Origin of the sequence: Paracoccus contaminans, assembly GCF_002105555.1 — a bacterium.
Taxonomy (GTDB): Bacteria; Pseudomonadota; Alphaproteobacteria; order Rhodobacterales; family Rhodobacteraceae; genus Paracoccus; species Paracoccus contaminans.
The window spans coordinates 228,528-250,052 of record NZ_CP020612.1; the positions used below are offsets into that span (position 1 = coordinate 228,528).

The 21,525-nt window shown below is 70.1% G+C and carries 24 protein-coding genes; 13 read left to right on the plus strand and 11 right to left on the minus strand.

Annotation, left to right across the window (positions count from 1 at the left end; all coding sequences use genetic code 11):
- Nucleotides 1–117: 117 nt before the first annotated feature.
- Nucleotides 118–732, minus strand: a complete 615-nt coding sequence (gene pdxH / locus B0A89_RS01090; protein ID WP_085376559.1) for a pyridoxamine 5'-phosphate oxidase — start codon at nucleotides 730–732, stop codon at nucleotides 118–120.
- A 91-nt stretch (nucleotides 733–823) separates the two neighbouring features.
- Between pdxH and fabI the strand changes: the two genes are divergently transcribed.
- From fabI to gpt, 3 genes are read left to right on the plus strand one after another with little or no spacing between them, the layout of a single operon-like run.
- Complete coding sequence (gene fabI / locus B0A89_RS01095) at nucleotides 824–1,636, plus strand: enoyl-ACP reductase FabI (protein WP_420814401.1); 813 nt, start codon at nucleotides 824–826, stop codon at nucleotides 1,634–1,636.
- Between the two features lie 6 nt (nucleotides 1,637–1,642).
- The gene (locus tag B0A89_RS01100; protein ID WP_240558584.1) at nucleotides 1,643–2,254 is read left to right on the plus strand and encodes a LysE family translocator; all 612 of its coding nucleotides are present in this window, start codon (nucleotides 1,643–1,645) and stop codon (nucleotides 2,252–2,254) included.
- Between the two features lie 17 nt (nucleotides 2,255–2,271).
- Nucleotides 2,272–2,802, plus strand: a complete 531-nt coding sequence (gene gpt, locus B0A89_RS01105; protein ID WP_085376561.1) for a xanthine phosphoribosyltransferase — start codon at nucleotides 2,272–2,274, stop codon at nucleotides 2,800–2,802.
- 466 nt (nucleotides 2,803–3,268) lie between these two features.
- Here gpt and B0A89_RS01115 read toward each other — a convergent pair whose 3' ends face one another.
- The 6 genes from B0A89_RS01115 to B0A89_RS01140 all read right to left on the minus strand — a co-directional run bounded on the left by B0A89_RS01115 (nucleotide 3,269) and on the right by B0A89_RS01140 (nucleotide 9,350).
- Nucleotides 3,269–3,457, minus strand: coding sequence for a hypothetical protein (locus tag B0A89_RS01115; protein WP_085376563.1), 189 nt, complete (start codon nucleotides 3,455–3,457; stop codon nucleotides 3,269–3,271).
- Between the two features lie 23 nt (nucleotides 3,458–3,480).
- Nucleotides 3,481–3,684 carry a hypothetical protein gene (locus tag B0A89_RS01120; protein WP_085376564.1) on the minus strand — a complete coding sequence of 68 codons (204 nt, stop codon included), beginning with the start codon at nucleotides 3,682–3,684 and terminating at the stop codon, nucleotides 3,481–3,483.
- 83 nt (nucleotides 3,685–3,767) lie between these two features.
- Nucleotides 3,768–5,270: an anthranilate synthase component I gene (trpE, locus tag B0A89_RS01125; RefSeq protein WP_085376565.1), complete on the minus strand. Its 1,503-nt coding sequence runs from the start codon at nucleotides 5,268–5,270 to the stop codon at nucleotides 3,768–3,770.
- Nucleotides 5,270–7,213, minus strand: coding sequence for a peptidylprolyl isomerase (locus tag B0A89_RS01130; RefSeq protein ID WP_240558585.1), 1,944 nt, complete (start codon nucleotides 7,211–7,213; stop codon nucleotides 5,270–5,272). The genes trpE and B0A89_RS01130 overlap by 1 nt, the downstream gene beginning before the upstream one ends.
- 50 nt (nucleotides 7,214–7,263) lie before the next feature.
- A complete protein-coding gene (locus tag B0A89_RS01135; RefSeq protein WP_169712183.1) occupies nucleotides 7,264–8,481 on the minus strand; it encodes an aminotransferase in 1,218 nt (405 codons plus the stop codon).
- Nucleotides 8,478–9,350 (minus strand): hypothetical protein, encoded by an 873-nt coding sequence (locus B0A89_RS01140; RefSeq protein ID WP_085376567.1) that lies wholly within the window; start codon nucleotides 9,348–9,350, stop codon nucleotides 8,478–8,480. The genes B0A89_RS01135 and B0A89_RS01140 overlap by 4 nt, the downstream gene beginning before the upstream one ends.
- A gap of 235 nt (nucleotides 9,351–9,585) precedes the next feature.
- Here B0A89_RS01140 and B0A89_RS01145 point away from each other — a divergent pair, with 235 nt between their 5' ends.
- The 7 genes from B0A89_RS01145 to lexA all read left to right on the plus strand — a co-directional run bounded on the left by B0A89_RS01145 (nucleotide 9,586) and on the right by lexA (nucleotide 15,195).
- Nucleotides 9,586–10,170 (plus strand): anthranilate synthase component II, encoded by a 585-nt coding sequence (locus B0A89_RS01145; protein ID WP_240558714.1) that lies wholly within the window; start codon nucleotides 9,586–9,588, stop codon nucleotides 10,168–10,170.
- The gene (gene trpD / locus B0A89_RS01150; protein ID WP_085376569.1) at nucleotides 10,167–11,198 is read left to right on the plus strand and encodes an anthranilate phosphoribosyltransferase; all 1,032 of its coding nucleotides are present in this window, start codon (nucleotides 10,167–10,169) and stop codon (nucleotides 11,196–11,198) included. Before B0A89_RS01145 ends, trpD begins: the two co-directional genes overlap by 4 nt.
- A 2-nt stretch (nucleotides 11,199–11,200) precedes the next feature.
- A complete protein-coding gene (locus B0A89_RS01155) occupies nucleotides 11,201–11,896 on the plus strand; it encodes a uracil-DNA glycosylase (protein ID WP_085376570.1) in 696 nt (231 codons plus the stop codon).
- Nucleotides 11,897–11,936: 40 nt separating this feature from the next.
- A complete protein-coding gene (trpC, locus tag B0A89_RS01160; protein ID WP_085376571.1) occupies nucleotides 11,937–12,725 on the plus strand; it encodes an indole-3-glycerol phosphate synthase TrpC in 789 nt (262 codons plus the stop codon).
- On the plus strand, nucleotides 12,722–13,195 hold the full coding sequence (moaC, locus tag B0A89_RS01165) for a cyclic pyranopterin monophosphate synthase MoaC (RefSeq protein ID WP_085376572.1): 474 nt from the start codon (nucleotides 12,722–12,724) through the stop codon (nucleotides 13,193–13,195). Before trpC ends, moaC begins: the two co-directional genes overlap by 4 nt.
- Before the next feature lie 2 nt (nucleotides 13,196–13,197).
- Nucleotides 13,198–14,379: a molybdopterin molybdotransferase MoeA gene (locus tag B0A89_RS01170; RefSeq protein WP_085378671.1), complete on the plus strand. Its 1,182-nt coding sequence runs from the start codon at nucleotides 13,198–13,200 to the stop codon at nucleotides 14,377–14,379.
- A gap of 93 nt (nucleotides 14,380–14,472) precedes the next feature.
- Nucleotides 14,473–15,195 (plus strand): transcriptional repressor LexA, encoded by a 723-nt coding sequence (lexA, locus tag B0A89_RS01175; protein WP_085378672.1) that lies wholly within the window; start codon nucleotides 14,473–14,475, stop codon nucleotides 15,193–15,195.
- 362 nt (nucleotides 15,196–15,557) lie between these two features.
- On the opposite strand, the gene hemC is transcribed toward lexA, so the two are convergent.
- On the minus strand, nucleotides 15,558–16,535 hold the full coding sequence (gene hemC / locus B0A89_RS01180; RefSeq protein ID WP_085376573.1) for a hydroxymethylbilane synthase: 978 nt from the start codon (nucleotides 16,533–16,535) through the stop codon (nucleotides 15,558–15,560).
- A gap of 102 nt (nucleotides 16,536–16,637) precedes the next feature.
- On the opposite strand from hemC, the gene hemE reads away from it, so the two are divergent.
- Complete coding sequence (gene hemE, locus B0A89_RS01185; protein ID WP_085376574.1) at nucleotides 16,638–17,693, plus strand: uroporphyrinogen decarboxylase; 1,056 nt, start codon at nucleotides 16,638–16,640, stop codon at nucleotides 17,691–17,693.
- Between the two features lie 9 nt (nucleotides 17,694–17,702).
- A complete protein-coding gene (locus B0A89_RS01190) occupies nucleotides 17,703–18,572 on the plus strand; it encodes a DMT family transporter (protein ID WP_085376575.1) in 870 nt (289 codons plus the stop codon).
- 4 nt (nucleotides 18,573–18,576) lie between these two features.
- Here B0A89_RS01190 and hemF read toward each other — a convergent pair whose 3' ends face one another.
- The gene (gene hemF / locus B0A89_RS01195) at nucleotides 18,577–19,437 is read right to left on the minus strand and encodes an oxygen-dependent coproporphyrinogen oxidase (protein ID WP_085376576.1); all 861 of its coding nucleotides are present in this window, start codon (nucleotides 19,435–19,437) and stop codon (nucleotides 18,577–18,579) included.
- A gap of 81 nt (nucleotides 19,438–19,518) precedes the next feature.
- Here hemF and B0A89_RS01200 point away from each other — a divergent pair, with 81 nt between their 5' ends.
- The gene (locus B0A89_RS01200) at nucleotides 19,519–19,938 is read left to right on the plus strand and encodes a hypothetical protein (protein WP_085376577.1); all 420 of its coding nucleotides are present in this window, start codon (nucleotides 19,519–19,521) and stop codon (nucleotides 19,936–19,938) included.
- Here B0A89_RS01200 and B0A89_RS01205 read toward each other — a convergent pair whose 3' ends face one another.
- Both B0A89_RS01205 and clpS read right to left on the minus strand, forming a co-directional pair.
- A complete protein-coding gene (locus B0A89_RS01205; RefSeq protein ID WP_085376578.1) occupies nucleotides 19,939–20,979 on the minus strand; it encodes a class I SAM-dependent methyltransferase in 1,041 nt (346 codons plus the stop codon). It abuts the gene before it with no gap.
- A 1-nt stretch (nucleotide 20,980) separates the two neighbouring features.
- On the minus strand, nucleotides 20,981–21,331 hold the full coding sequence (gene clpS, locus B0A89_RS01210) for an ATP-dependent Clp protease adapter ClpS (protein WP_085376579.1): 351 nt from the start codon (nucleotides 21,329–21,331) through the stop codon (nucleotides 20,981–20,983).
- Nucleotides 21,332–21,525 lie beyond the last annotated feature (194 nt).

The window sequence follows — 21,525 nt, forward strand, 5'->3', positions numbered from 1 at the left end:
AACAATTATACCAAGGTCAACGGTTACAAGCGGGGACAGGCTTCACGCGCCCCGCATCTGCCCCAAGAGGCAACCGTCCCTAACTGCTCCGAAAGCCGCGCAGAGTTCAAGTCCTTGTCAGGGATAAAGCCGGGATACCGACCACGATTCGTGAGGCTGCGCCCGCGTCCAGGCGAATCTGTCATGCAGCCGGAAGGCGCCGTCGGCCCAGAATTCGATGTGCAGGGGCGTGATGGCAAAGCCCCCCCAGAATGGCGGGCGCGCCGGATCGTCCCCGTGGAGGCGTTCCTGCTGCTGCACCGCCTCGACAAGGGCGGCGCGGCTTTCCAGCGGGCGGCTCTGCCGGCTCGCCCAGGCGCCGATGCGTGATTGCAGGGCACGGCTGGCATAATAGGCATCCGCCCTGCCGTCATCCTCGCGCCGGACCAGCCCGCGGACGCGGATCTGCCGGCGCAGCGATTTCCAGTGCAGCACGAGCGCGGCGACGCCCGTTTCGGCAATCTGCCGGCCCTTGTCGCTGTCATAGTTGGTGTAGAACACGAAGGCGCCCTGCGGCCCCGGCTCGATGTCCTTGAGCAGCACCATCCGCACGTCGGGCATGCCGGCCGCGTCCACCGTCGCCAGCGCCATGGCGTTGGGATCGTTCGGCTCGGTCGCGCCAGCCTCGTCCAGCCAGGCCCGCGCCAGCGCGAAAGGGTCATCCCCGGCAAATATTCCGTCGCGGTCGCTCATCTTGATGCCCTCACGGCTTTGGCATAATCCTCGCGGAAGTTGAACTCTCTGGGGATGACTCATGTCAAGCGAGCGCGATGCTGCCGGTCTGATGACGGGGAAACGCGGCCTGATCATGGGGCTGGCGAACGACAAGTCGATTGCCTGGGGAATCGCCCGGACGCTGGCCGATCATGGCGCCTCGCTGGCGTTTTCCTATCAGGGCGAGGCGCTGAGAAAGCGGGTCGAGCCGCTGGCCGCGCAGCTTGGGTCGGACATCGTGCTGCCATGCGACGTGACCGATGCCGCTTCGGTCGATGCGCTGTTCGCCGCGTTGAAGGACCGCTGGGGCGGGCTTGACTTTCTTGTCCACGCGATCGGCTTTTCCAACAAGGATGAGCTGCGCGGCCGCTATGTCGATACCAGCCGCGAGAATTTCCTGATGACGATGGACATTTCGGTGTTCTCGTTCACAGCCGTGGCCCGGCAGGCGGCGGCGATGATGACGAATGGCGGCAGCATGCTGACGCTGACCTATTACGGGGCCGAGCGGGTGATGCCGCATTACAACGTCATGGGCATCGCCAAGGCCGCGCTCGAGGCGTCGGTGCGCTATCTGGCCGAGGATCTGGGCAAGGACGGCATCCGCGTGAACGCCATCTCGGCCGGGCCGATCAAGACGCTTGCCGCCTCGGGCATCGGCGATTTCCGCTATATCATGAAGTGGAACGAGCTGAACTCTCCGCTGCGCCGAAACGTCACGACCGAGGATGTGGGCCGTTCGGCGCTGTATCTGCTGTCCGATCTGGGCTCGGGCGTCACCGGCGAGACGCACCACGTCGACGCAGGCTATCACGTTGTCGGCATGAAGGCGGTGGATGCGCCCGACATCGACGCCGTGACCAACCGCAAGGCGGCCGAGTAAGCGGGCTTGACCGGCATCACCCTGCCCCAGCTTGCCCTGTTCGTCGGCACGCTGGCAGGGGCGATCATCTCGCCCGGCCCGGCGATCATCGCCGCCGCCAAGTCGGCGGCGGCGCGGGGGCCGCGGGCGTCGATGCCTTATGCGATGGGGCTGGCCTTCGGCGCCTCGCTGTGGTGCCTTTTCGCGGTGCTGGGGCTGACGGTGCTGTTCCGCATGGTCCCGCAGCTTTACACCGCCCTCAAGGTGATCGGCGGCGCCTATCTGGTCTGGATCGCCGTCCAGATGATCCGCCACGCCGCCGAGCCGCCGGGCATGGACGAGAGGACCACCGCCGGCCCCGGCTTTGTGCAGGGCATGGCGTTGAACCTGTCCAATCCCAAGCCGGCGCTGTTCTATGGCAGCGTGATCCTGTCGGTCTTTCCTGCCCTGCAGGGCGGCGCCAGCCTGGTGATCTATCTGGTCGCGCTGTCGGTCGAGCTGTCGTTCTATGCGGCCATTACGGCATTGATGGCGACCGCGCCGGTGCGCCGCCGGTACGGCGCGGCAAAGACCTGGATCGACCGCATTGCCGGGGCGCTGATCGGTGCGCTAGGGCTGGCGCTGATGATCCGCCACTGACAGTCAAAGGTTTGCCCATGGCCCGCCCCCTATCCGACCGCCTGCCCCATGAACGCGGCTTTCACGTAAGCTGGGACCAGCTGCACCGGGACGCCCGCGCCCTGGCCTGGCGGTTGCAGGACACCGCGCCCGCGGGGGGCGGCGAATGGCGGGCGGTGGTGGCGATCACCCGCGGCGGCATGGTCCCCGCGATGATCGTGGCGCGCGAGCTGGACATCCGCGTCATCGACACGATCTCGGTCAAGTCCTATCGCGGCGACGGCGACAAGGGCATCCAGGGCGAGCTTCAGGTTCTCAAATCCCCCGATGCCGGGATGATGGGGGATGGCGAGGGTGTGCTGGTCGTGGATGATCTGGTGGACAGCGGGCGCACGCTCGAACTGGTGCGCCAGCTTTTCCCCAAGGCGCATTTCGCCACCGTCTATGCCAAGCCCAAGGGCCAGCCGATCGTCCAGACCTATATCACCGAGGTCAGCCAGGACACCTGGATCTTTTTCCCCTGGGATATGGCGCTGCAATATGTCGAGCCGTATCGCGGCAGCGATTGATGCCGCTGCTCCCCCAAGGCCGCTGGGCGCTGCGGGGCCGTTCGGGCATGGGCTTGCCGCAATAGCGGCTTTGCCCCCCTTCAGCCGGTGCGGGGCGCCAGTCTGTTCACGATCCTGGCGCGGGCCGACGTGCCAGGTGCAGATGTGGCTGCGCCCGAGCTTGATGGGAATGGCCCGGCCGCCCGTGCCCGGCCGCTCATCGGCCTTCTGCCCCTGTTGATCACGGGGCGGGGCAGGTCTCTGCGCTTTATCGCCTGGCATGCAGGGCGGCGATGGCCTGCCCGGCAGCGCGTTTTTTCGCGGGCCTCATCCGGTTTCGAGCGCCCCGCCCGCATCTGAACGGATCGTCGACGATGCTGGCCCTGCCCGCGTTTGACGCGCTGATGCCATACCTGCTGGGCCAGAACCGGCCGGCCCACGAAAAACGACGCCGGCATGACCGGCGGCGCTGAAAATGCCTGGGGCGTCAGGCCGACGCCTTGTCCGGGTCGGGGATGTCCGCTTCCTTTTCGGCAGCGGGCGGGGCGCCGGTCGGTTGGTCGTGCTGATGCGCCCTGTTCTGGCCCATCAGGCGCTTGTTGCGTTCCGCCTCGTCCGGGGTGACGTCCTGCACGGGGTTATAGCGCGTGCGGTCAATGGGAAGGCCATTGCTCATTTCCGGTGCTCCTTCTCAGCAGGTCAGGCGCCGACATCATCGGGGCCGCGTGCCGCGGTCGGGGCCGTCCCGTTTGCCGGGATGCCATCGCGGGATGCCTCGCCTCGATATTCATTCTGCAACGAGGATTGGTTGCCCTGCGGCGCCGCGTCATGCTTTTCGCCCGACTGAGCGTTGTGCGGCTGGGCCGGTTGCGAGGGGCTGGCGGGGGCTTTCTCGGTCATCATCGCTGTCTCCCTTGTCATGCAGGGGAAACAGCGGCGGGGCGGGGCTGGTTCCCCGCCGCCAGCGGGCCGGCCCACGCGCGGCGCTAGCCGTTGCCCCGCACGAAGCGGCCGGCCCCCTCGGCCGCGCGGATCATTGCCCTGGACTTGTGCACGCATTCCATGAACTCGGCCTCGGGATCGCTGTCATAGACGACGCCCCCTCCGGCCTGGACATACAGCGTGCCGTCCTTGACGACCCCCGTGCGCAGCGCGATGCACATGTCCATCTCGCCATTGGCGGCGAAATAGCCGATGGCGCCGCCATAGATGCCGCGCTTTTCAGGCTCCAGCTCGTCGATGATTTCCATCGCGCGCACCTTGGGCGCGCCCGATACCGTTCCCGCCGGCATCCCCGCCAGCAGCGCCGACAGCGCATCCTGATCCTCGGACAGCGTGCCCACGACGTTCGACACGATATGCATGACGTGGGAATAACGCTCGATGATGAATTCTTCGGTCGGGCGCACGGTGCCGACACGGGCGACGCGCCCCACATCATTGCGGCCCAGATCGAGCAGCATCAGATGCTCGGCCAGTTCCTTTTCATCGGCCAGAAGGCTTGCTTCGTTGGCCCGGTCCTCGTCGGGGGTGGCGCCGCGCGGGCGGGTGCCGGCAATGGGGCGGATCGTCACCTCGCCGCCCCTGACCCGGACGAGGATCTCGGGGCTGGCGCCAACGATCTGAAACCCGCCCATGTTCAGGAAGAACATGAAGGGCGAGGGGTTGGTGCGCCGCAACGAGCGATACAACGCAAAGGGCGGCAGCGGAAAATCCAGCGCCCAGCGCTGTGACGGGACGACCTGAAAGATGTCGCCGGCGCGGATATAGTCCTTGGCCCTTTCCACCGCCGCGACATAACCCTCGCGCGTGAAGTTGGATCGCGGCTCGCCGATGGCGCCGCCCTGGCCCAGCGCCCTCGGCTCGGCCGGCTGGCGGTCCAGCGATCGCAGCGCCTCCATCACCCGCTCGGCAGCCTGGGCATAGGCGGCACGGGCCGGGATGGCCGCATCGTGCCAGGCCGGGGCGCACAGCGTCACCTCGCCCTTGACGCCGTCCAGCACCGCCACCACCGAGGGGCGTATCAGCATCGCATCGGGCACCCCGATCGGGTCAGGGTTGCCGCCCGGCAGCCGTTCGACCAGCCGGATCATGTCATAGCCCAGATAGCCGAACAGGCCTGCCGCCGCGGGGGGAACGCCCTCGGGCATCTCGATCCGGCTTTCGGCGATCAGCGCGCGCAGGGATACCAGCGCGGGGCGCGCATCATCGGCAAAGCCGTCCGAATAGCGGGCCTGCCGGTTGATCCGCGCCTTGCCTTCGCGGCATTCCCAGATCAGGTCGGGCTTCATCCCGATGATGGAATAGCGGCCCCTGATCTCGCCGCCCGTCACGCTTTCCAGCATGAAGGACATGGGCTGCGCCTCGGCCAGCTTGAGCATCAGGCTGACGGGCGTGTCGAGATCGGCGGCCAGGCGCATCGTGACCAGCTGGTTGCGGCCCTCGGCCCAGCCGCGCTCGAAGGCGGCGAAATCAGGCGACAGCTCCATCACTGGATCCGCTTGTTCGAGGCGTCGATGGCGGCCGTGTCGATCCGGATCCCATGGTCTGCCTGCACCGCGCGGACATAGGATTCCATCAGATCACCCTGCACCGAATCGGTCAGGCGCTTGCCCACCCCCTCGAGCACCGGCTGGGCATCGGCGGAGGCCAGATCAGCCCGCGTCACCCCATCGAGCCGGATCAGGAAAACGCGCCCCTCGGCCTCGACCGCGATTGTCTCGCCCGGCTTTTTCAGGCGGAAGGCTGCGGCGGTGACGGCGGCCGGCACCCCCTCGATGCCGGTATCGCGCTCCACCGCTTTGACGGCGGTCAGCGAAACGGCCGGTGCGGGCGCCGCGGGGGCCGCTTCTGCGCCCGGCCCCTGCCCCGCAGCGGCGCCAGCCTGGGGCGCAGGGTTCTGCGCCGCGGCAGGCTGCGCCATGTCGGCGGCCGGGCCGAGCCGCAGGGCTTCCTCCTCGGCGGCGGCCTTCAGCTGGCGGCGGGTTTCCTCGGCCATCCAGTCCTTGGCGACACGCTCGCGCACCTGGTCAAAGGGGATCAGCGCGGGCGGCACCACCTGATCGAGCCGCAGCACGAAGATGCCCCCGTCATCGAGCGGATGGACCTGCGGGAAATCCTTGTCGGTGACCGACTGCGCCTGTTCGCGGAAGGCCGGATAGGCGGCGATGCCCTGTTCGGGCGTGTCGGCGGAATAATCGATGCTGCCCAGCTTCATGGGCGTATCCTTTGGCAGATCCTCAAGCGTCGCGCCGCCCGCGATCAGGTCGGTGAATTGCGGCGCCTGCTCCTCGATCTGGCGCCGGGCGCGGTCGGCCGCGGCTTCGGCGCGCAGCTCGGTCCGCGCCTGCTCGAAGGGGATGTTCACCGGCTCGAGGATCGCGTTCATCGACATCAGGGCCGGCCCGAATTCGGTCGGCAGCGGGCCGACGACGCCCGGCTGGCCGAGGGCGAAGACCGCCGCTCCGGCCGTGCCCAGCTGCGCCTGCGTCACCTCGCCCAGGTCGATGTCGGAAAGCTGCAGGCCGCGTTCGGCGGCAAGCTGTTCAAAGCTGGCCTGCCCGGCATCCAGCCGCGCCTTGGCCGCCTCGGCGGCGGCCTGGCTTTCAAAGACCAGCCGCTCGACCATGCGCCGTTCGGGCTGCTGGTACTCGGCGATGCGCTGCTGGTAGAGATCGCGCAGCGCCTGTTCGTCCAGCGTCACGCCGGGCGCCAGCATCTCGGGCGTCAGCCAGGCATAGGTGATCTTGCGGATCTCGGGCGTGGTGAAGCGTTGCGCATTGGCCTTGTGCCAGGCGACCAGGGTGCCTTCGTCGGGCATGGCGACCGGGCTTTTCAGCTGCGCCGCCGTCAGTTCGGTCCAGGACAGATCGCGCTTTTCCAGCAGCCAGCCGGCGGTGCGCTCGCGCAGCGTGGCCGGGGCAGCCGCCCCGCCGATCACCGCGCGCTGCAGGATGTCGCGCGCCTCGTCCATGCGCAGTTCCTGTTCAAAGGCGGGCGCGCTCAGCCCTTCGCGCCGCAGCGCGTCGTCATAGCGCGCCTTGTCGAAGCTGCCGTTCTGGCCCTGAAAGGCGCGTATGCCCGTCAGCTGGCGCAGCACCGCCGCATCGCCGACCGACAGGCCGATCTGGCGCGCCTCGTCCTCAAGCGCGGCGGCCGCGAACAGGCGGGCCTGCGCGGCCTGGGGGGCGCCTATCGCCTTGGCCTGCTCGATGCTGATGTTCTGGCCGGTCTGGGCGCGGAAGTTCTGGATTTCGGCCCGCACCGCGCGCAGATAGTCCGACGTGCCGATCGTGGTGTCCCCGACCGAACCGATGGTGCCGACCACCCCGCCCGAAAAGTTGCGCACGCCAAAGCCCCCCAGCCCCAGCAGCACCATGCCCATCAGTATCCAGGCGATGGCGGACTGGCCCTTGCTGCGCATGCTGGTCATGGGGAACCTTTCGTCTGTTCTGCCACTGCCCTCGATCAGGCCCGGCGTGTTTAGGCCCCGCCCGCCCGGCCGGCAAGGTCGCCCGCGGCGGCGCGGCCAAAGGCCGACAGGCGCGCGCCCAGCGCCTCGATCCCGCCCGTGTCCGCATTGGCAAAGGCGATGCGCACATGACGCGCGCCGGCCGGATCATCCTCGGGCATGAACATGGTGCCGGGCAGCAGCAGCACGCCTGCCTCGCGCACCAGGCGCGGCGCAAGGCTGGCCGAACTTTCGGCGAAGGGGTGTTCGGCCCAGGCGAAATAGGCCCCGCAGCCTTTCAGCCGCCAGCCCTCCATCTGTGCCATCACGCGGGCCATCGCCGCGCGGCGGCGCAGGATCTCGGCCCGCTCGGCCGCCAGCCATTCGCCAAGGTTGCGCATGCCCCATAGCGCCCCGACCTGCCCCAGCTGGCCGGTGCAGATCGCCACGGTGTCGAGGAATTTTTCAACCTCGACCAGCCGGGCCGGGCTGGCGACCAGCGCCCCGACGCGGTGGCCGGTCAGCCGGAACGCCTTGGAAAAGGAATAGAGCTGGATCAGCGTGTCGCCCCAGTCGGGGTCGGCAAACAGCTGATGGGGCGCGTCGGGGCGCGAATCAAAGTCGCGGTAGGTCTCGTCCACGATCAGCGACAGGCCCCGCGCGCGGCACAGATCCAGAAAGCCCCGCAGGACCTCGGCCGGATATTCGGCGCCCGAGGGGTTGTTGGGGCTGACCAGCACGATGGCGCGCGTGCGCGGCGTGATCAGCGCGGCAGCCGCCTGCGGCTCGGGCACCATCCCCTGCCCGCAGGACAGGGGCACGGCGCGGATGCCATGCATGTCCAGCCACATCTTGTGGTTGAAATACCATGGCACGGGGATCACGATCTCGTCCCCGGCGCCCGCCACCGTGGCCACGGCGGCGCAGAACGCCTGGTTGCACCCCTGGGTGATCGCGACATTGCCCGGCGCGACGGGTCCGCCATAAGCGCGCGTCCATTCAGCGGCGACTGCTTCGCGCAGATCGGCATTGCCCAGCACGGGGCCGTAAAGATGCGCCTCGGGCCGGTTGAGCGCCGCCTCGGCAATGGCCTGGCGCAGCCCTTCGGGCGGGGGATCGACCGGCGCGGCTTGGCTGACATTGATCAGAGGGCGATCCTGGGAAAAGGCCAACCCCTCGAGCCAGCGGCGCGCCTCCATGACCGGGGGGCGGAAGGTGGCGGCAAGCGCCGGATTGAGCGGGTGCATCAGTCGGCTCCGTTCCTGAGATCGCTAAGGTCGGGCTGCGCGGGGGATCGCGCGGGCGGCTGGGCCAGCAGTGGCGGCTGGCGCAATGCGCGGCCGGGCACCAGCAGCGGCATCGGCAATGACAGATCGGGCGCGGGACGGCCGCGATCGGGGCCGCGATCAGGGCGGGGGGCAGCGTCGGGCTGGGCCTGGGGCGCCCCGGCGGCGCCAGGAACGGCCCGGCCAAGGGGCACTTGCGGGGCCGCCCCTGCAAGACGGCCCGCCGCCGGCAGGCGATCGGGCGCCGGCACGACGACCCGTTCGGGCGGCTCAGGGGAAGGCATTACCGGGGCATCGGACAGCGCAACCGGATCGGGCAAGGCGGTGGACACGGGCGCCAGCGGCGGCGGAGCGGGGGGCGCGGCGGTTTCCGCCGGCGCCCCGTCGGGCATGGGGGTGCGGGTCGGCGCGGCCTCGGCCTGCGCCTGGGCGGGAAGTGGCGCGACCTTGGGCGCGGGCGCGGGCGCGGGCTGCGGCGCTGGCCGGACGGGGACATCGTTACCGGCCCTGCGGAACTCGGACCCAACGGGGGGCGGCAGCGAATCGGGCGCGGCAGCGCGGGGACCGGGCTGCGCCTGCGGGGCCGCCTGCCTGCCCTGCGGGGCAGGCAGCGCGGCTGCCGTCCCGTCCGAAAGGGCATCGTTGGGGGCCGAGGCGCCGGGGGCCGGGGCGGCAGCATCGCCGCCACCCTTCGCGGCGCGGGCATCCAGCACCGCACGCGGCGCAAAGGCCGGGCCATGCGCGGCGTGATCGCCCGGCAGGGCCAGCGACAATGCAGCCAGCGTTGCCGCGCTCATCAGCGTGCCGTGGGCGAGTCCGCTCCAGAACCCCATGTCTCGCCGCCGTCCTCCTGCCTGTGCGGTGCCGCGCCTGCCCTGCGGGCAACAGGGTTGACCCCGTGGGCAGCCTCTGACCATCTATAGCCCGCCGCCAGCGCGGGCCACCCCCCATGCGCCGACCGCTGCCCTTCGTGTCACGCGAGCCTTGCCGATGAACGCCATCCCCCTGCCCCCCGGGGCCGACCGCCCCGCCATCCGCACCCTTCCGGGCGATGGTCCGGCGATCCTGATGATCGACAACTATGACAGCTTCACCTGGAACCTCGTCCACTATCTGGGCGCGGCGGGCGCGGCGGTCGAGGTCGTGCGCAACGATGCGCTCAGCGTCGAGGCGGCGCTTGCCCGCCGGCCGGCCGGCATCCTGATCTCTCCCGGTCCCTGCGCCCCCGCGCAGGCCGGCATCATCGTCCCGCTGATCCGGGCCGCGGCGGGGGCGGGCGTGCCGGTCATGGGGGTCTGCCTTGGCCACCAGGCCATCGGCGAGGCCTTCGGCGGGCACATCGTGCGCGCCGCCCGCATCGTCCATGGCAAGGTGGACATGATCGAGCATGACGGCACCGGGCTGTTCGCGGGCCTGCCCTCGCCGATCCGGGCGACGCGCTATCATTCGCTGACGGTCGCGCCGGAAAGCCTGCCGGGCTGCCTGCGCGTGACCGCCACCGCCGCGGACGGGACGATCATGGGCCTTGCCCACCGCACCCTGCCGGTCGAGGGGGTGCAGTTCCACCCCGAAAGCATCCGTTCGGAACACGGGCATGCGATGATCGCGAACTTTCTGCGCCGCTGCACCGGCCCCGGAAGGGCTGCGGCATGAGCGGGCCTGCAACCGACATCCGCCCGCTGATCGGGCTGGCCGCCGTCCGCCCGCTGACCGGGGCCGAGGCCGAGGCCGCCTTTGCCGCGCTGTTCGACGGCAAGGCGACGCCGGCGCAGATCGGCGGGCTGCTGATGGCCATGCGCGTGCGCGGCGAGACGGTGGACGAAACCGTCGCCGCCGCACGGGTCATGCGCGCCCGCATGACGCGCATCAACGCCCCCGATGGCGCCATCGACATCGTGGGGACGGGGGGGGACGGCAAGGGCACGCTGAACATCTCGACCGCCGCGGCCTTTGTCGTCGCGGGAGCGGGGGTGCCCGTCGCCAAGCACGGCAACCGCAACCTGTCATCGAAATCGGGCAGCGCGGATGCGCTGACCCATCTTGGCATCGACGTGATGGGCGGCCCGGCAACGGCGCAGCAGGCGCTGGATGCGGCGGGCATCTGTTTCATGATGGGGCCGATGCATCATCCGGCGATGCGCCATGTCGGCCCGGCGCGGGCCGAACTGGGCACGCGCACCATCTTCAACATCCTGGGGCCGCTGACCAATCCGGCGGGCGTCACGCGCCAGCTGACCGGCGCCTTTGCGCCCGAATGGCTGCGCCCGATGGCCGAGACGCTGCGCGACCTCGGCTCGGTCGCGGCCTGGCTGGTCCATGGGGGGGACGGCACGGACGAGCTGTCCATATCCGCCCCCAGCCGCGTCGCCCAGCTGCGCGCCGGCGAAGTGACCGAATTCGAGGTTTCTCCCGAGGATGCCGGCCTGCCGGTCCACCCGTTCGAACAGATCGTGGGCGGCGATCCCGCCTATAACGCCGCCGCGCTGCGGGCGCTGCTGGACGGCGCGCCGGGGGCCTATCGCGATGCGGTGGTGCTGAACGCGGCGGGGGCGCTGGTGGTGGCGGGGGCGGTCCCCGACCTGCGCGAGGGGGCGGCGCTTGCCCGCGAATCGATCGATTCGGGCGCTGCGCGGGATCGTCTTGCCCGCCTGTCGGCGATCACCGGCGCCCCGGCCCCTTGACCATGGCCCCCGCCCCTGCCGGGCCTGCCGCTGCCCAGACCGCCGCGCCCGCCCCGACCGTGCCGCCGGCCTGGGCGCACCTGCCCTTCTTTGCCGCCCAATGGCCCCGCCTGCGCGAGCGGCTTGCGGGCGCCCTCTGGCTGCCCGGCCCGGCCCGCGTCTTTGCCGCGCTGGAGGCTTTGCCCCCCGGCGGGGTCCGGGTGGTGATCCTGGGGCAGGATCCCTATCCCACGCCCGGCCACGCCAACGGGCTGGCATTTTCCGTAAGCGCCGGCGTTCCCCTGCCGCGATCGCTGGCCAACATCTTTGCCGAACTTGCCGCCGACACCGGCGCGCGGCCACCCGACGGGGATCTGACCGGCTGGGCGCGCCAGGGGGTGCTGCTGCTGAACACCGCGCTCAGCACCCTGCCGGGCCAGGCCGGCGCCCATGCCCGGATCGGCTGGGACGCACTGGCCCGCCAGGCCATCGCCGAGGCGCAGCGGCATCGGCCGCTGGCCTTTGTGCTGTGGGGCGCCCATGCGCAAAAGGCCGTGGCCGGGCTGCCGCGCCCCGAGGATCTGGTGATCGCCAGCGCCCATCCCTCGCCCCTGTCGGCCCGGCGCGGGTTTTTCGGCTCGCGCCCGTTCTCGCGCGTGAACGCATGGCTGGCCGCGCGGGGCGAGCGGCCCGTCGACTGGGCGGCCCCGCCCGGCTGATCCGGTTGCGCTGATCCCCTTCAGGGGGCTAAGTCGGCGCATGGATATCCTGACCCGCATCAAGCATTACAAGCTGGACGAGATCGCCGCCGCCAGGGCCGCCCGTCCCCCGGCCGAGATCGAGGCGGCAGCCCGGCAGGCCCCGCCCCCGCGCGGCTTTGCCGCGGCCCTGGACCGCGCCGCCGCGCAGGGCCCCGCGCTGATCGCCGAGATCAAGAAGGCCAGCCCGTCAAAGGGACTGATCCGCCCCGATTTCGATCCGCCGGCGCTGGCCCGCGCCTATCAGGCAGGGGGCGCGGCCTGCCTGTCGGTGCTGACCGACGGCCCGTCTTTTCAGGGATCGCCCGCCTTTCTGGCGGCGGCGCGCGCGGCATGCGAGCTGCCGGTGCTGCGCAAGGATTTCCTTTACGATCCCTATCAGGTGGCCGAGGCACGGGCATGGGGGGCGGATTGCATCCTCATCATCATGGCCGCGGTCGACGACATGCTTGCCGCCGAGCTTGAGGATGCGGCAGCCCATTGGGGCATGGACGCGCTGATCGAGGTTCATGACGCGGCCGAGATGGAACGGGCGCTGCGCCTGAAATCCCCGCTGGTCGGGGTGAACAATCGCAATCTCAGAACCTTCCATGTCGATCTTGAAACGACGCTGCAACTTGCGCCCATGCTGCCGGCGGGCCGGCAACTGGTCTGCGAAAGCGGGCTGTTCGCGCATGACGACCTGGCGCGGATGATGGATGCCGGGGTGAGGCGCTTTCTGATCGGGGAAAGCCTGATGCGCCAAAAGGACGTCACCGCAGCCACCCGTACGATCCTGGGGGCGTCATGAGCCTGACCCATTTCGACGCCGCAGGGCAGGCGCATATGGTGGACGTGTCGGCCAAGCAGCCGACCGCGCGCGAGGCGGTGGCCGCGGCCGCCGTGGTGATGTCGCCCGAGACGCTGGCGCTGGCGCAGGGCGGTGCGGCCAAGGGCGACGTTCTGGGGGTGGCCCGTCTGGCCGGGATCATGGCCGCCAAGCGCACGGCCGATCTGATCCCCCTGTGCCATCCCCTGCCGCTTGACCGGGTGGCGGTGGAGCTGTCCGCCGATCCCGCCCTGCCCGGCCTGCGCATCACCGCGACCGCCCGGACCACCGGCCGCACCGGGGTCGAGATGGAGGCGCTGACCGCCGCCACGGTCGCGGCGCTCACGGTCTATGACATGCTCAAGGCCGCGCAGAAGGACATGCGGATCGAGGGCATCCGCCTGCTGCGCAAGACCGGGGGCAAATCCGGCGATTTCGAGGCCGCGCCATGAGCCTGCTGAGCGTCGAGGACGCGCTGGCGCTGGTGCTGTCGCTCGCCCCGCCGCCGCAAGCCGAGACGGTGGCGCTTGCCGATGCGCTTGGCCGGGTGCTGGCGGATGATGCGGTCTCGCGCATGACGCAGCCGCCCTTCGACGCGGCGGCGATGGACGGCTATGCGCTGCGCGCTGCCGACCTGCCCGGACCGCTGGACATCGTGGGCGAGGCTGCGGCCGGCCGCCCCTGGGGCGGAACGCTGGCGGCGGGCCAGGCGGTGCGCATCTTCACCGGCGCGCCGGTGCCGGCGGGGGCCGATCTGGTCGTGATGCAGGAAGATGCGCTGCGCGAGGGCGGCCGGCTGCGGATCACGGGCGCGCGCGGCAATGCCCATATCCGCAAGCGCGGCAACGACTTTGCCGAAGGCGACCGGGTGCCGGCGGGCAGGCGGCTCGGCGCGGCCGATCTGGCACTGCTGGCGGCGATGAACGTGCCGCGCCTCAGCGTTGCGCGCCGCCCGGTCGTGGCGGTCCTGGCAGGCGGGGACGAGCTGGTGCCGCCCGGCGCGCAGCCCGCAGCCGGGCAGATCATCAGCTCGAACGACATCGCCGTTGCGGCCCTTGCCCGCGCCGCCGGGGCCGAGGCCCGCATCCTGCCGCTGGCCCGCGACACCGAGGATTCTCTGCGCGCGCGCTTTGCCCAGGCGCAGGGCGCCGACCTGATCGTGACGATCGGCGGCGCCTCGGTGGGCGATCATGACCTGATCGGCAAGGTCGCCCAGGATCTGGGGATGGAACCCGCCTTTCACCGCATCGCGATGCGTCCGGGCAAGCCGCTGATGGCGGGGCGGCTGGGGCGGGGCGCGGTGCTGGGCCTGCCGGGCAATCCCGTTTCGGCCATCGTGACGGCGGTGCTGTTCATGCAGCCGCTGCTGCGCCGGATGCAGGGCGACGCTGCTGCTGTTCCGCCGGTCTGCCGGGGCGTGCTGGGCATCGACCTGCCGCCCGAGGGCAGCAGGCAGCATTACCTGCGCGCATCGCTGGCCCAGACAGCCCAAGGCCCCGAAATCACGCCCTTTGCCGACCAGGACTCGGCCCGGCTGACGGTGATGGCAGCCGCCGATGCCCTGCTGATCCGGCCGCCGGGCGATCCGGCACGGCAAAGGGGCGACAGCGTCAGCTATCTTCCCCTGCCCCGTTAACCCCCTGTTCATGCGAATCGGCTTAGTCATTGACCCCAAAGGGGAACGGCTCTAGAACAATGGATGAACGCATCGGGGGCCGCGGGAACGATCATGCTGACCAAGAAACAGATTCAGCTGCTGGAGTTCATCCAGACCCGGCTGGCCCGCGACGGGGTTCCGCCGTCCTTTGATGAAATGAAGCTTGCGCTCGATCTGCGGTCCAAGTCGGGGATCCACCGCCTGGTGACAGCGCTGGAGGAGCGGGGCTTCATCCGCCGGTTGCCTCACCGGGCCCGCGCGCTGGAAATCATCCGCCTGCCCGATGCCCTGATCCGCGACGAAGGCGGCGCGCCGCAAGCCGGCGCGCCATTCGTCCCCCGTGTGATCGAGGGCAGCAAGCCCGGCGCAGCGGCGCGGCCGCGCGGCGCCATTGCCATCGTGGACAGCCCCGCGGTCGAGCTGCCGGTGATGGGGCGCATCGCGGCCGGCGTGCCGATCGAGGCGATTTCCGAGGTGTCCCACCATATCGCGGTGCCCGGCTCGATGCTGTCGGGGCGAGAGCATCACTATGCGCTCGAGGTGCGAGGCGATTCGATGATCGAGGCCGGCATCAACGATGGCGATGTGGTGGTCATCCGCGAACAGGACAGCGCCGAGAACGGCGATATCATCGTGGCCCTGGTCGAAGGCGCCGAGGCGACGCTCAAGCGCTATCGCCGCCGGGGCGGGATGATCGCGCTCGAGGCTGCGAACCCCGCCTATGAAACCCGCGTCCTGCCCGAGGACAAGGTTCACATCCAGGGCCGTCTTGTGGGGCTGATCCGCAGCTATTGACGACCTATCGCGCTGCCAAGGATTGCAGGCCCTGCCACCGGGCCGAGAAAAACGCGCTTAGGGCCGCAGCGCCAACGCTGCTGCGATGCATCCGCCTTCACGGCCGCAAGGCGCGTCTGCAAGGGGTGCGGCGTCAATGCTGTGCCGATGTTCCTGCTTTCCCGGACACAAGGCGTTCTTTGCGCCGAGGGTGCACGCCGCGCTGGGGTTGGCTGGCCGCCAAGGTTGACAGCCGATAGGCCGACAGGCCGACAGGCCGACAGGCCGACAATAGCGCGCGGATTCGGCAGTCAACAAGGGTGCGCCGAACAGCCGGCTGCGCTGGGCGTGGGGGGCCGGCCTCGATGACCGCCCTTGCGGCCTCAGCGCACCGGGGGCGAGCCTCGGTCTGCCGAAATCCCGCTGAGCGCGAAGAAGGCGGGCGGCGCGCGGCCGAGCAGTTCCTCGGCAAGATCGCGGCCCATGGCCGGCCCGTCCTTGGCCAGACCCGACCGTTCCGCGCCGATGCATAGCGAGCCGTCGGGCAGCAGCAGCTCGCCCCGCAGGCGCATCCGCTCGCCCTCCAGCTCGGCCAGACCGGCGATGGGTGTCTCGCACGAGCCGTCGAGCTGGCGCAGAAAGGCCCGCTCTGCCTCGATCCGCAGCGTCGTCGGCCCGTCCGAAATGGCCGCCAGCAGCATCGCCGCAACGGTGTCGTCAGCCCGCCGTTCGACCCCGATGGCCCCTTGCGCCACGGCGGGCAGCATCTCGTCGGGGCTGATGGCATCTTGCACGATTTCGGCCATCCCCAGGCGCGACAGCCCGGCCATGGCCAGAAAGGTCGCCTCGGCCACCCCGTCGTCCAGCTTGCGCAGACGCGTCTGCACGTTGCCGCGAAACTCGACCAGGGTCAGGTCAGGGCGGTGATACGCCAGCTGCGCCCGACGCCGCAGGCTTGACGAGCCAACCCTGGCGCCGGCGGGCAGTTCGGCGATGGAACGCCAGCGGCGGCTGATGAAGGCATCGCGGACATCCTGGCGCGGCAGGTAGCAATCGATCACCAGCCCGTCCGGCTGCAGCACGGGCATGTCCTTCATGGAATGAACCGCGATGTCGATGCGCCGGTCCAGCAGCGCATCCTCGATCTCGCGCGTGAACAGGCCCTTGCCGCCGATCTCGCGCAGCGGCCGATCCAGAACCCGGTCGCCGGTCGTCTTGATCGGCACGATGTCGAACGCAGCCGCAGGCAGCCCATGGGCCGCCGCCAGCCGGTTACGCGTTTCATGCGCCTGTGCCAGCGCCAGAGCCGAGCCGCGCGTGCCGATCCGCAGGGGTCGTTCGATCGAGGGAAAGTCGTCCATGGCGCGGGGTTACCTTCGCCCCTTGCGCTTGACAACAGGCTGCGGCACCGCGGCGGCGCAGCCCTGCTTGCGCCCGTGCGCGCCCGCTGCGACAAGGACGCCATGACCCAGCCCCCCTGCCCCGCCCCGACCAAAACGATCCTGCGCGCCCTGGCGGGCGAGCGTCTTGCGGTGCCGCCCATATGGATGATGCGCCAGGCCGGGCGCTATCTGCCCGAATACCGCGCGACCCGCGCGCAGGCGGGCGATTTCCTGTCGCTTTGCTACAATCCCGAACTGGCGGCCGAGGTCACGCTGCAGCCGATCCGCCGCTATGGCTTTGACGCGGCGATCCTGTTTGCCGACATCCTTCTGGTGCCGCAGGCCCTGGGGGCCGAATTGTGGTTTGCGCCCGGCGAAGGGCCGCGCCTTTCCACCGTCACGACGCCGGCGCAATGCGACGCGCTGCGGCCCGTCACGGATATCCACGACACCCTGTCGCCGATCTATGAAACCGTCCGGCTGCTGCGCCGCGCCCTGCCGGCGCAGACGACCCTGATCGGCTTTGCCGGCGCCCCCTGGACGGTGGCGACCTACATGATCGCCGGCCGGGGCACCCCCGACCAGGGGCCGGCCCATGCGCTCAAGGCGGCGGACCGCGCGACGTTCCAGCGGCTCATCGAGCGCATCACCGAAGCGACGGTCGAATATCTGTCGGCCCAGATCGAGGCGGGGGCCGAGGTCGTCAAGCTGTTCGACAGCTGGGCCGGCAGCCTCAAGGGGCAGGATTTCGACGATTTCGCCCTGGCCCCCGCGCGGCGGATCATCGCCGCGCTCAAGGAACGCCATCCCGGCGTGCCCGTCATCGCCTTCCCGCGAGAGGCCGGCCCCCGCTATCAGGGCTTTGCCCGCGCGACCGGCGCCGACTGCGTGGCGCTGGACAATGGCATCAGCGCCGAATGGGCGGCCGCCCATGTGCAGACGGATGGCTGCGTGCAGGGCAATCTTGCGCCCGGCCATATGGTCACGGGTGGGGAGGCGCTGGTCAGCGAGACGCGGCGCATCGTCCGGGCCTTTTCGGGGGGTCCGCATATCTTCAACCTGGGGCACGGGATCACGCCGGATGCCGATCCCGACAATGTCGCCCTGATGATCGAGACCGTCCGCTCCTGCGGGTGAAAACCGCCAATGATGTGGATCGCCGCCTCGCTGATCGCCGCGCTGGCGCAGACGGGCCGCAACGCGGCGCAGGCGGGGCTGACGGGGCGGCTGGGCACGGTGGGTGCAACGGGTGTGCGCTTTCTGTTCGGCCTGCCCTTTGCGCTGATCTTCCTGGCCGTGCTGTCGCGGCGGGACGGCCTGCCGCCGCTTGCCGCCAGCGCCATTGTCTGGACGGCGGCGGGCGCCCTGGCGCAGGTCGGCGCAACCGCGCTCATGCTGCGGGCGATGCAGCTGCGCGGCTTTGCCGTGGCCACCGCCCTCATCAAGACCGAGCCGGTCACGCTTGCCTTGCTGGGCGCGCTGGTGCTGGGCGAGCCGCTCGGCCCGGCGCGGATGGGGGCGATCAGCCTTGCCACCGCAGGGGTGCTGCTGATGGCGGGCACGGACTGGCGGGGCGCGGGGTGGAGGGCGCTGCTGACGGCGGTGGCCGCCGGCGCATTGTTCGGGGCGTCCGCAATCGGGTTCCGCGGCGCGATCCTGTCGCTGCAAGGCGGCGGCCATGTCGGCCGCGCGACCATGGTCCTGGCGCTGTCGCTGGCGATGCAGACGGCCCTGGTGGGCGGCTGGCTGGCGCTGACGGACCGCCCGGTGCTGCGCGCCATGGCGGGGGCCTGGCGCGAATCGCTGGGGGCGGGCTTTCTGGGCGCGCTTGCCTCGCAGTTCTGGTTCATCGGCTTTGCGCTGGCCCCGGCGGCGGATGTGCGCACGCTGGCCCTGGCCGAGGTGGCGTTCGCCGCGCTCGTCAGCCGGCGGCGGCGCGAACGCATCGGGCCGCGCATGCTGGCCGGCATCGTCCTGGTGATGGCCGGGGTCGCCTGGCTGCTGCGCGCGGGCTAGGGCGTCAGATCCACTTGGCAAGAGGCGGCAGGCTCATCAGCACGGCATCAGGATCATGTCCCGTTTCCAGCCCGAACCGGGTGCCACGGTCATAAACCAGGTTGTATTCGGCATAAAGGCCCCGGTGAACCAGCTGCGTATCGCGGTCGGCATCCGACCAGGGCGTTATCATGCGCCGTTCGGCCAGCGGCAGGAAGGCGGGCAGGAACGCCCCGCCCACGGCGCGGGTAAAGGCGAAATCGGCATGCCAGTCGCCGCTGTTCAGGTCGTCATAGAATATCCCCCCGACGCCCCGTGCCCTGCCGCGATGGGGGATGAAGAAATACTCATCCGCCCAGGCCCGGAAGCGGTCATAGTAATCGACCCCATGCGGCGCGCAGGCACTGCGCAGCGTGTCGTGGAAGTGAGCCGTATCCTCGGGATACTCAATGCACGGGTTGAGATCGGCGCCCCCGCCGAACCACCAGGCGCCCGGTGTCCAGAACATCCGCGTGTTCATGTGGACCGCGGGGGCATGGGGGTTTTGCATATGGGCCACAAGGCTGATCCCCGATGCCCAGAAACGGGGATCATCGGCCATACCCGGCACCCCCCGCGCCGCCATTGCCGCCTGGGCCCGAGGGGCCAGCACGCCGTGAACCTCGGACCAGTTCACGCCCACCTTCTCGAACACGCGCCCGCCGCGCATGACCGACATGATCCCGCCGCCGCCATCATTGGCCCGCGTGGTCGGCGTCACCACAAAGCGCCCCGCTGGCGCCGCGCCCGAAGCGCGATCCTCAAGCGCCTCGAAGGCTGCGGTGATGCGGTCCCGCAGGGCGCGGAACCATGCGGCAGCCTCGGCACGCTCGGGCGTCATCTCCATCCCTTGGGGGACCTTTCGTGAATTGCGGGGCGGCAGGCAGCCGCGCTAGTCTGTTCCCCAGGCTGATTAAAGGCAGGACCCATGACCCGCAACCTGACGCTCGCCCTGCTTGGCTGCCTGGCCATGGCCGCCTGCGGCACCCCCCAGGAACAGTGCATCGCGCGCAACACGCATGAATACCGCGTCGTGCAGGGCCTGCTGGCCGAGGTCGAGGGGAACCTGGCCCGCGGCTATGCCTGGCACGAGCGCGAGATCACCCGCACCGAATGGCGCGATTGTCCCGTGCCGGTCCGCATGCGCGACGGGCGGACACGATGGGCGGGGCGCCCCTGCCTGCGCGACGTGACCGACACGGAACGTTACCGCGTGGCGATCGACCCGGCGACAGAGGGGCGCAAGGCCGATAACCTGCGCGCCCGGCTGAAGGCGTTGGGCGGGCCTGCGGATGCGGCGGTGCGCGCCTGCCGCGCCGCCTATCCTGAAACCGGGGCGCGGCGCTGATCAGCGGGCCGGCTTCACGGCAGGGCGGCCGGGCAAGCCCCGCCGGGGCCTGCCCGCCCCCGCCTTGCCAGCCCCCGCCTTGCCTGCCCCGCTCGCGGTCAGCACCTTGAAACGGCTGTCGCCCGCGATCTCGGCCACCTCGGCGAAGGTTTCGGTCAGCACGGATTCATAAGGCAGGTGGCGATTGGCGACCATCCACAGCCGCCCTGCCCCGGTCAGCAGCCGCGCCGCGGCGTGGATGAACCCCGCGCCAATCTGGGGACGCGCCTCGCGCCCGGTATGGAAGGGCGGGTTCATGACCACGCCGTTCACCGGCTCGGGCAGGCGAAAGGCGGTGGCATCGGCCCAGTGAAAGCGCGCGCGCGGATCGGTGACATTGCGGCGCGCGCAATCGAGCGCGGCATGGTCGGCCTCGACCAGATGCAGCATTTCGACACCCGGACGGGTGAGCACCTGTGCGGCAAGCCAGCCCCAGCCGGCACCCAGATCGACAACGCGGGTCGGCATCCTGTCGGGCAGGCTCGCGGCCAGCATGACCGAGGCGGGATCGGGCCCGTCGGCCGAGAACACGCCCGGCATCGTCACGAAACCCTCCGCCTCAGCCTCCCGCCCGGCCCAGTCGGGCGGCAGCCAGTCGCCTTCAGGGACAGCAAGGCGAAAGATCTTGCCATGGGCGCGGGATTGAACATTCTCGACCGGGACGAAGGCGCGCATCTCGCGCAGGACGGCGTCGATCCCGTCGGTCTTCTGCCCGTCGATCCACAAGGGCGCGCCGGGGGGCAGCACAGCCGCAGCCGCCGCGATGCGCGCCCGCGTCTCGGCCCGCGCACGCGCGGCGATGACCACGGCCCCCTCGGCCCCTCCCGAAACGCCCGGAGCGACCTGGAACCCCAGCGCGGCAACGGCATCGTGATCGGGCCGGAAGCGTTGGGCCACGACGGTTCGGGCGGGATCGAAGGGCGCCACATCGGCCGCCCCCGCCCCCACCATCAGCAACCGCCCCTCGGGCGGGTCGATCGACTCAAGCCGCGCAGACGCCACGCTATTCCTTTTCCATCGTGCATTGCAGCGGATGCTGCTGGCGGCGCGCAAGCTCCATCACCTGGGCGACCTTGGTTTCGGCGATCTCGTGCGAAAAGACGCCGACAACCGCCACACCCTTGCGGTGGACGGTCAGCATGATCTCGATCGCCTGGGCATGGGTCATGCCGAAGATGCGTTCCAGCACCTGGACCACGAATTCCATCGGCGTGAAATCATCGTTCAGCAGCAGCACCTTGTAGAGCGGCGGGCGCTGTGTCCTGGGACGGGTCTTGACCGCAAGATCCGCATCCTCGTCGTTGCGCGAGGGCGGATCGCCAAGCTGAAAGGGATGGGCGAAGGGCGGGCGCAATGAGACGGTTCCTGTAAGGCGGCCTTGCCCGCAATATAGGGGCTGGCACAACGGATGTAAGCGGGGCGAAATACCGCGGCAAGGGACCAATATCGGCCGCAGCCGGGTTCCCGCGCGGCAAATAGGGTGCTATTGTCGATCCATTAACGAAGGACGTGCAACAAGAACGCGTCCGCGAGGCAGAAGAGACCGGG

Excerpts from the sequence above, each read along its gene's own strand:
- trpC (WP_085376571.1), top strand. The coding sequence starts at position 11,937 with ATGGATATCCTGACCCGCATCAAGCATTACAAGCTGGACGAGATCGCC.
- fabI (WP_420814401.1), top strand. The coding sequence starts at position 824 with ATGACGGGGAAACGCGGCCTGATCATGGGGCTGGCGAACGACAAGTCG.
- lexA (WP_085378672.1), top strand. The coding sequence starts at position 14,473 with ATGCTGACCAAGAAACAGATTCAGCTGCTGGAGTTCATCCAGACCCGG.
- moaC (WP_085376572.1), top strand. The coding sequence starts at position 12,722 with ATGAGCCTGACCCATTTCGACGCCGCAGGGCAGGCGCATATGGTGGAC.
- pdxH (WP_085376559.1), bottom strand. The coding sequence starts at position 732 with ATGAGCGACCGCGACGGAATATTTGCCGGGGATGACCCTTTCGCGCTG.
- B0A89_RS01140 (WP_085376567.1), bottom strand. The coding sequence starts at position 9,350 with ATGGGGTTCTGGAGCGGACTCGCCCACGGCACGCTGATGAGCGCGGCA.
- trpD (WP_085376569.1), top strand. The coding sequence starts at position 10,167 with ATGAGCGGGCCTGCAACCGACATCCGCCCGCTGATCGGGCTGGCCGCC.
- hemC (WP_085376573.1), bottom strand. The coding sequence starts at position 16,535 with ATGGACGACTTTCCCTCGATCGAACGACCCCTGCGGATCGGCACGCGC.
- B0A89_RS01190 (WP_085376575.1), top strand. The coding sequence starts at position 17,703 with ATGATGTGGATCGCCGCCTCGCTGATCGCCGCGCTGGCGCAGACGGGC.
- B0A89_RS01200 (WP_085376577.1), top strand. The coding sequence starts at position 19,519 with ATGACCCGCAACCTGACGCTCGCCCTGCTTGGCTGCCTGGCCATGGCC.
- B0A89_RS01115 (WP_085376563.1), bottom strand. The coding sequence starts at position 3,457 with ATGAGCAATGGCCTTCCCATTGACCGCACGCGCTATAACCCCGTGCAG.
- B0A89_RS01155 (WP_085376570.1), top strand. The coding sequence starts at position 11,201 with ATGGCCCCCGCCCCTGCCGGGCCTGCCGCTGCCCAGACCGCCGCGCCC.
- trpE (WP_085376565.1), bottom strand. The coding sequence starts at position 5,270 with ATGGAGCTGTCGCCTGATTTCGCCGCCTTCGAGCGCGGCTGGGCCGAG.
- B0A89_RS01145 (WP_240558714.1), top strand. The coding sequence starts at position 9,586 with ATGATCGACAACTATGACAGCTTCACCTGGAACCTCGTCCACTATCTG.
- hemF (WP_085376576.1), bottom strand. The coding sequence starts at position 19,437 with ATGGAGATGACGCCCGAGCGTGCCGAGGCTGCCGCATGGTTCCGCGCC.
- hemE (WP_085376574.1), top strand. The coding sequence starts at position 16,638 with ATGACCCAGCCCCCCTGCCCCGCCCCGACCAAAACGATCCTGCGCGCC.
- B0A89_RS01130 (WP_240558585.1), bottom strand. The coding sequence starts at position 7,213 with ATGACCAGCATGCGCAGCAAGGGCCAGTCCGCCATCGCCTGGATACTG.
- B0A89_RS01120 (WP_085376564.1), bottom strand. The coding sequence starts at position 3,684 with ATGATGACCGAGAAAGCCCCCGCCAGCCCCTCGCAACCGGCCCAGCCG.
- gpt (WP_085376561.1), top strand. The coding sequence starts at position 2,272 with ATGGCCCGCCCCCTATCCGACCGCCTGCCCCATGAACGCGGCTTTCAC.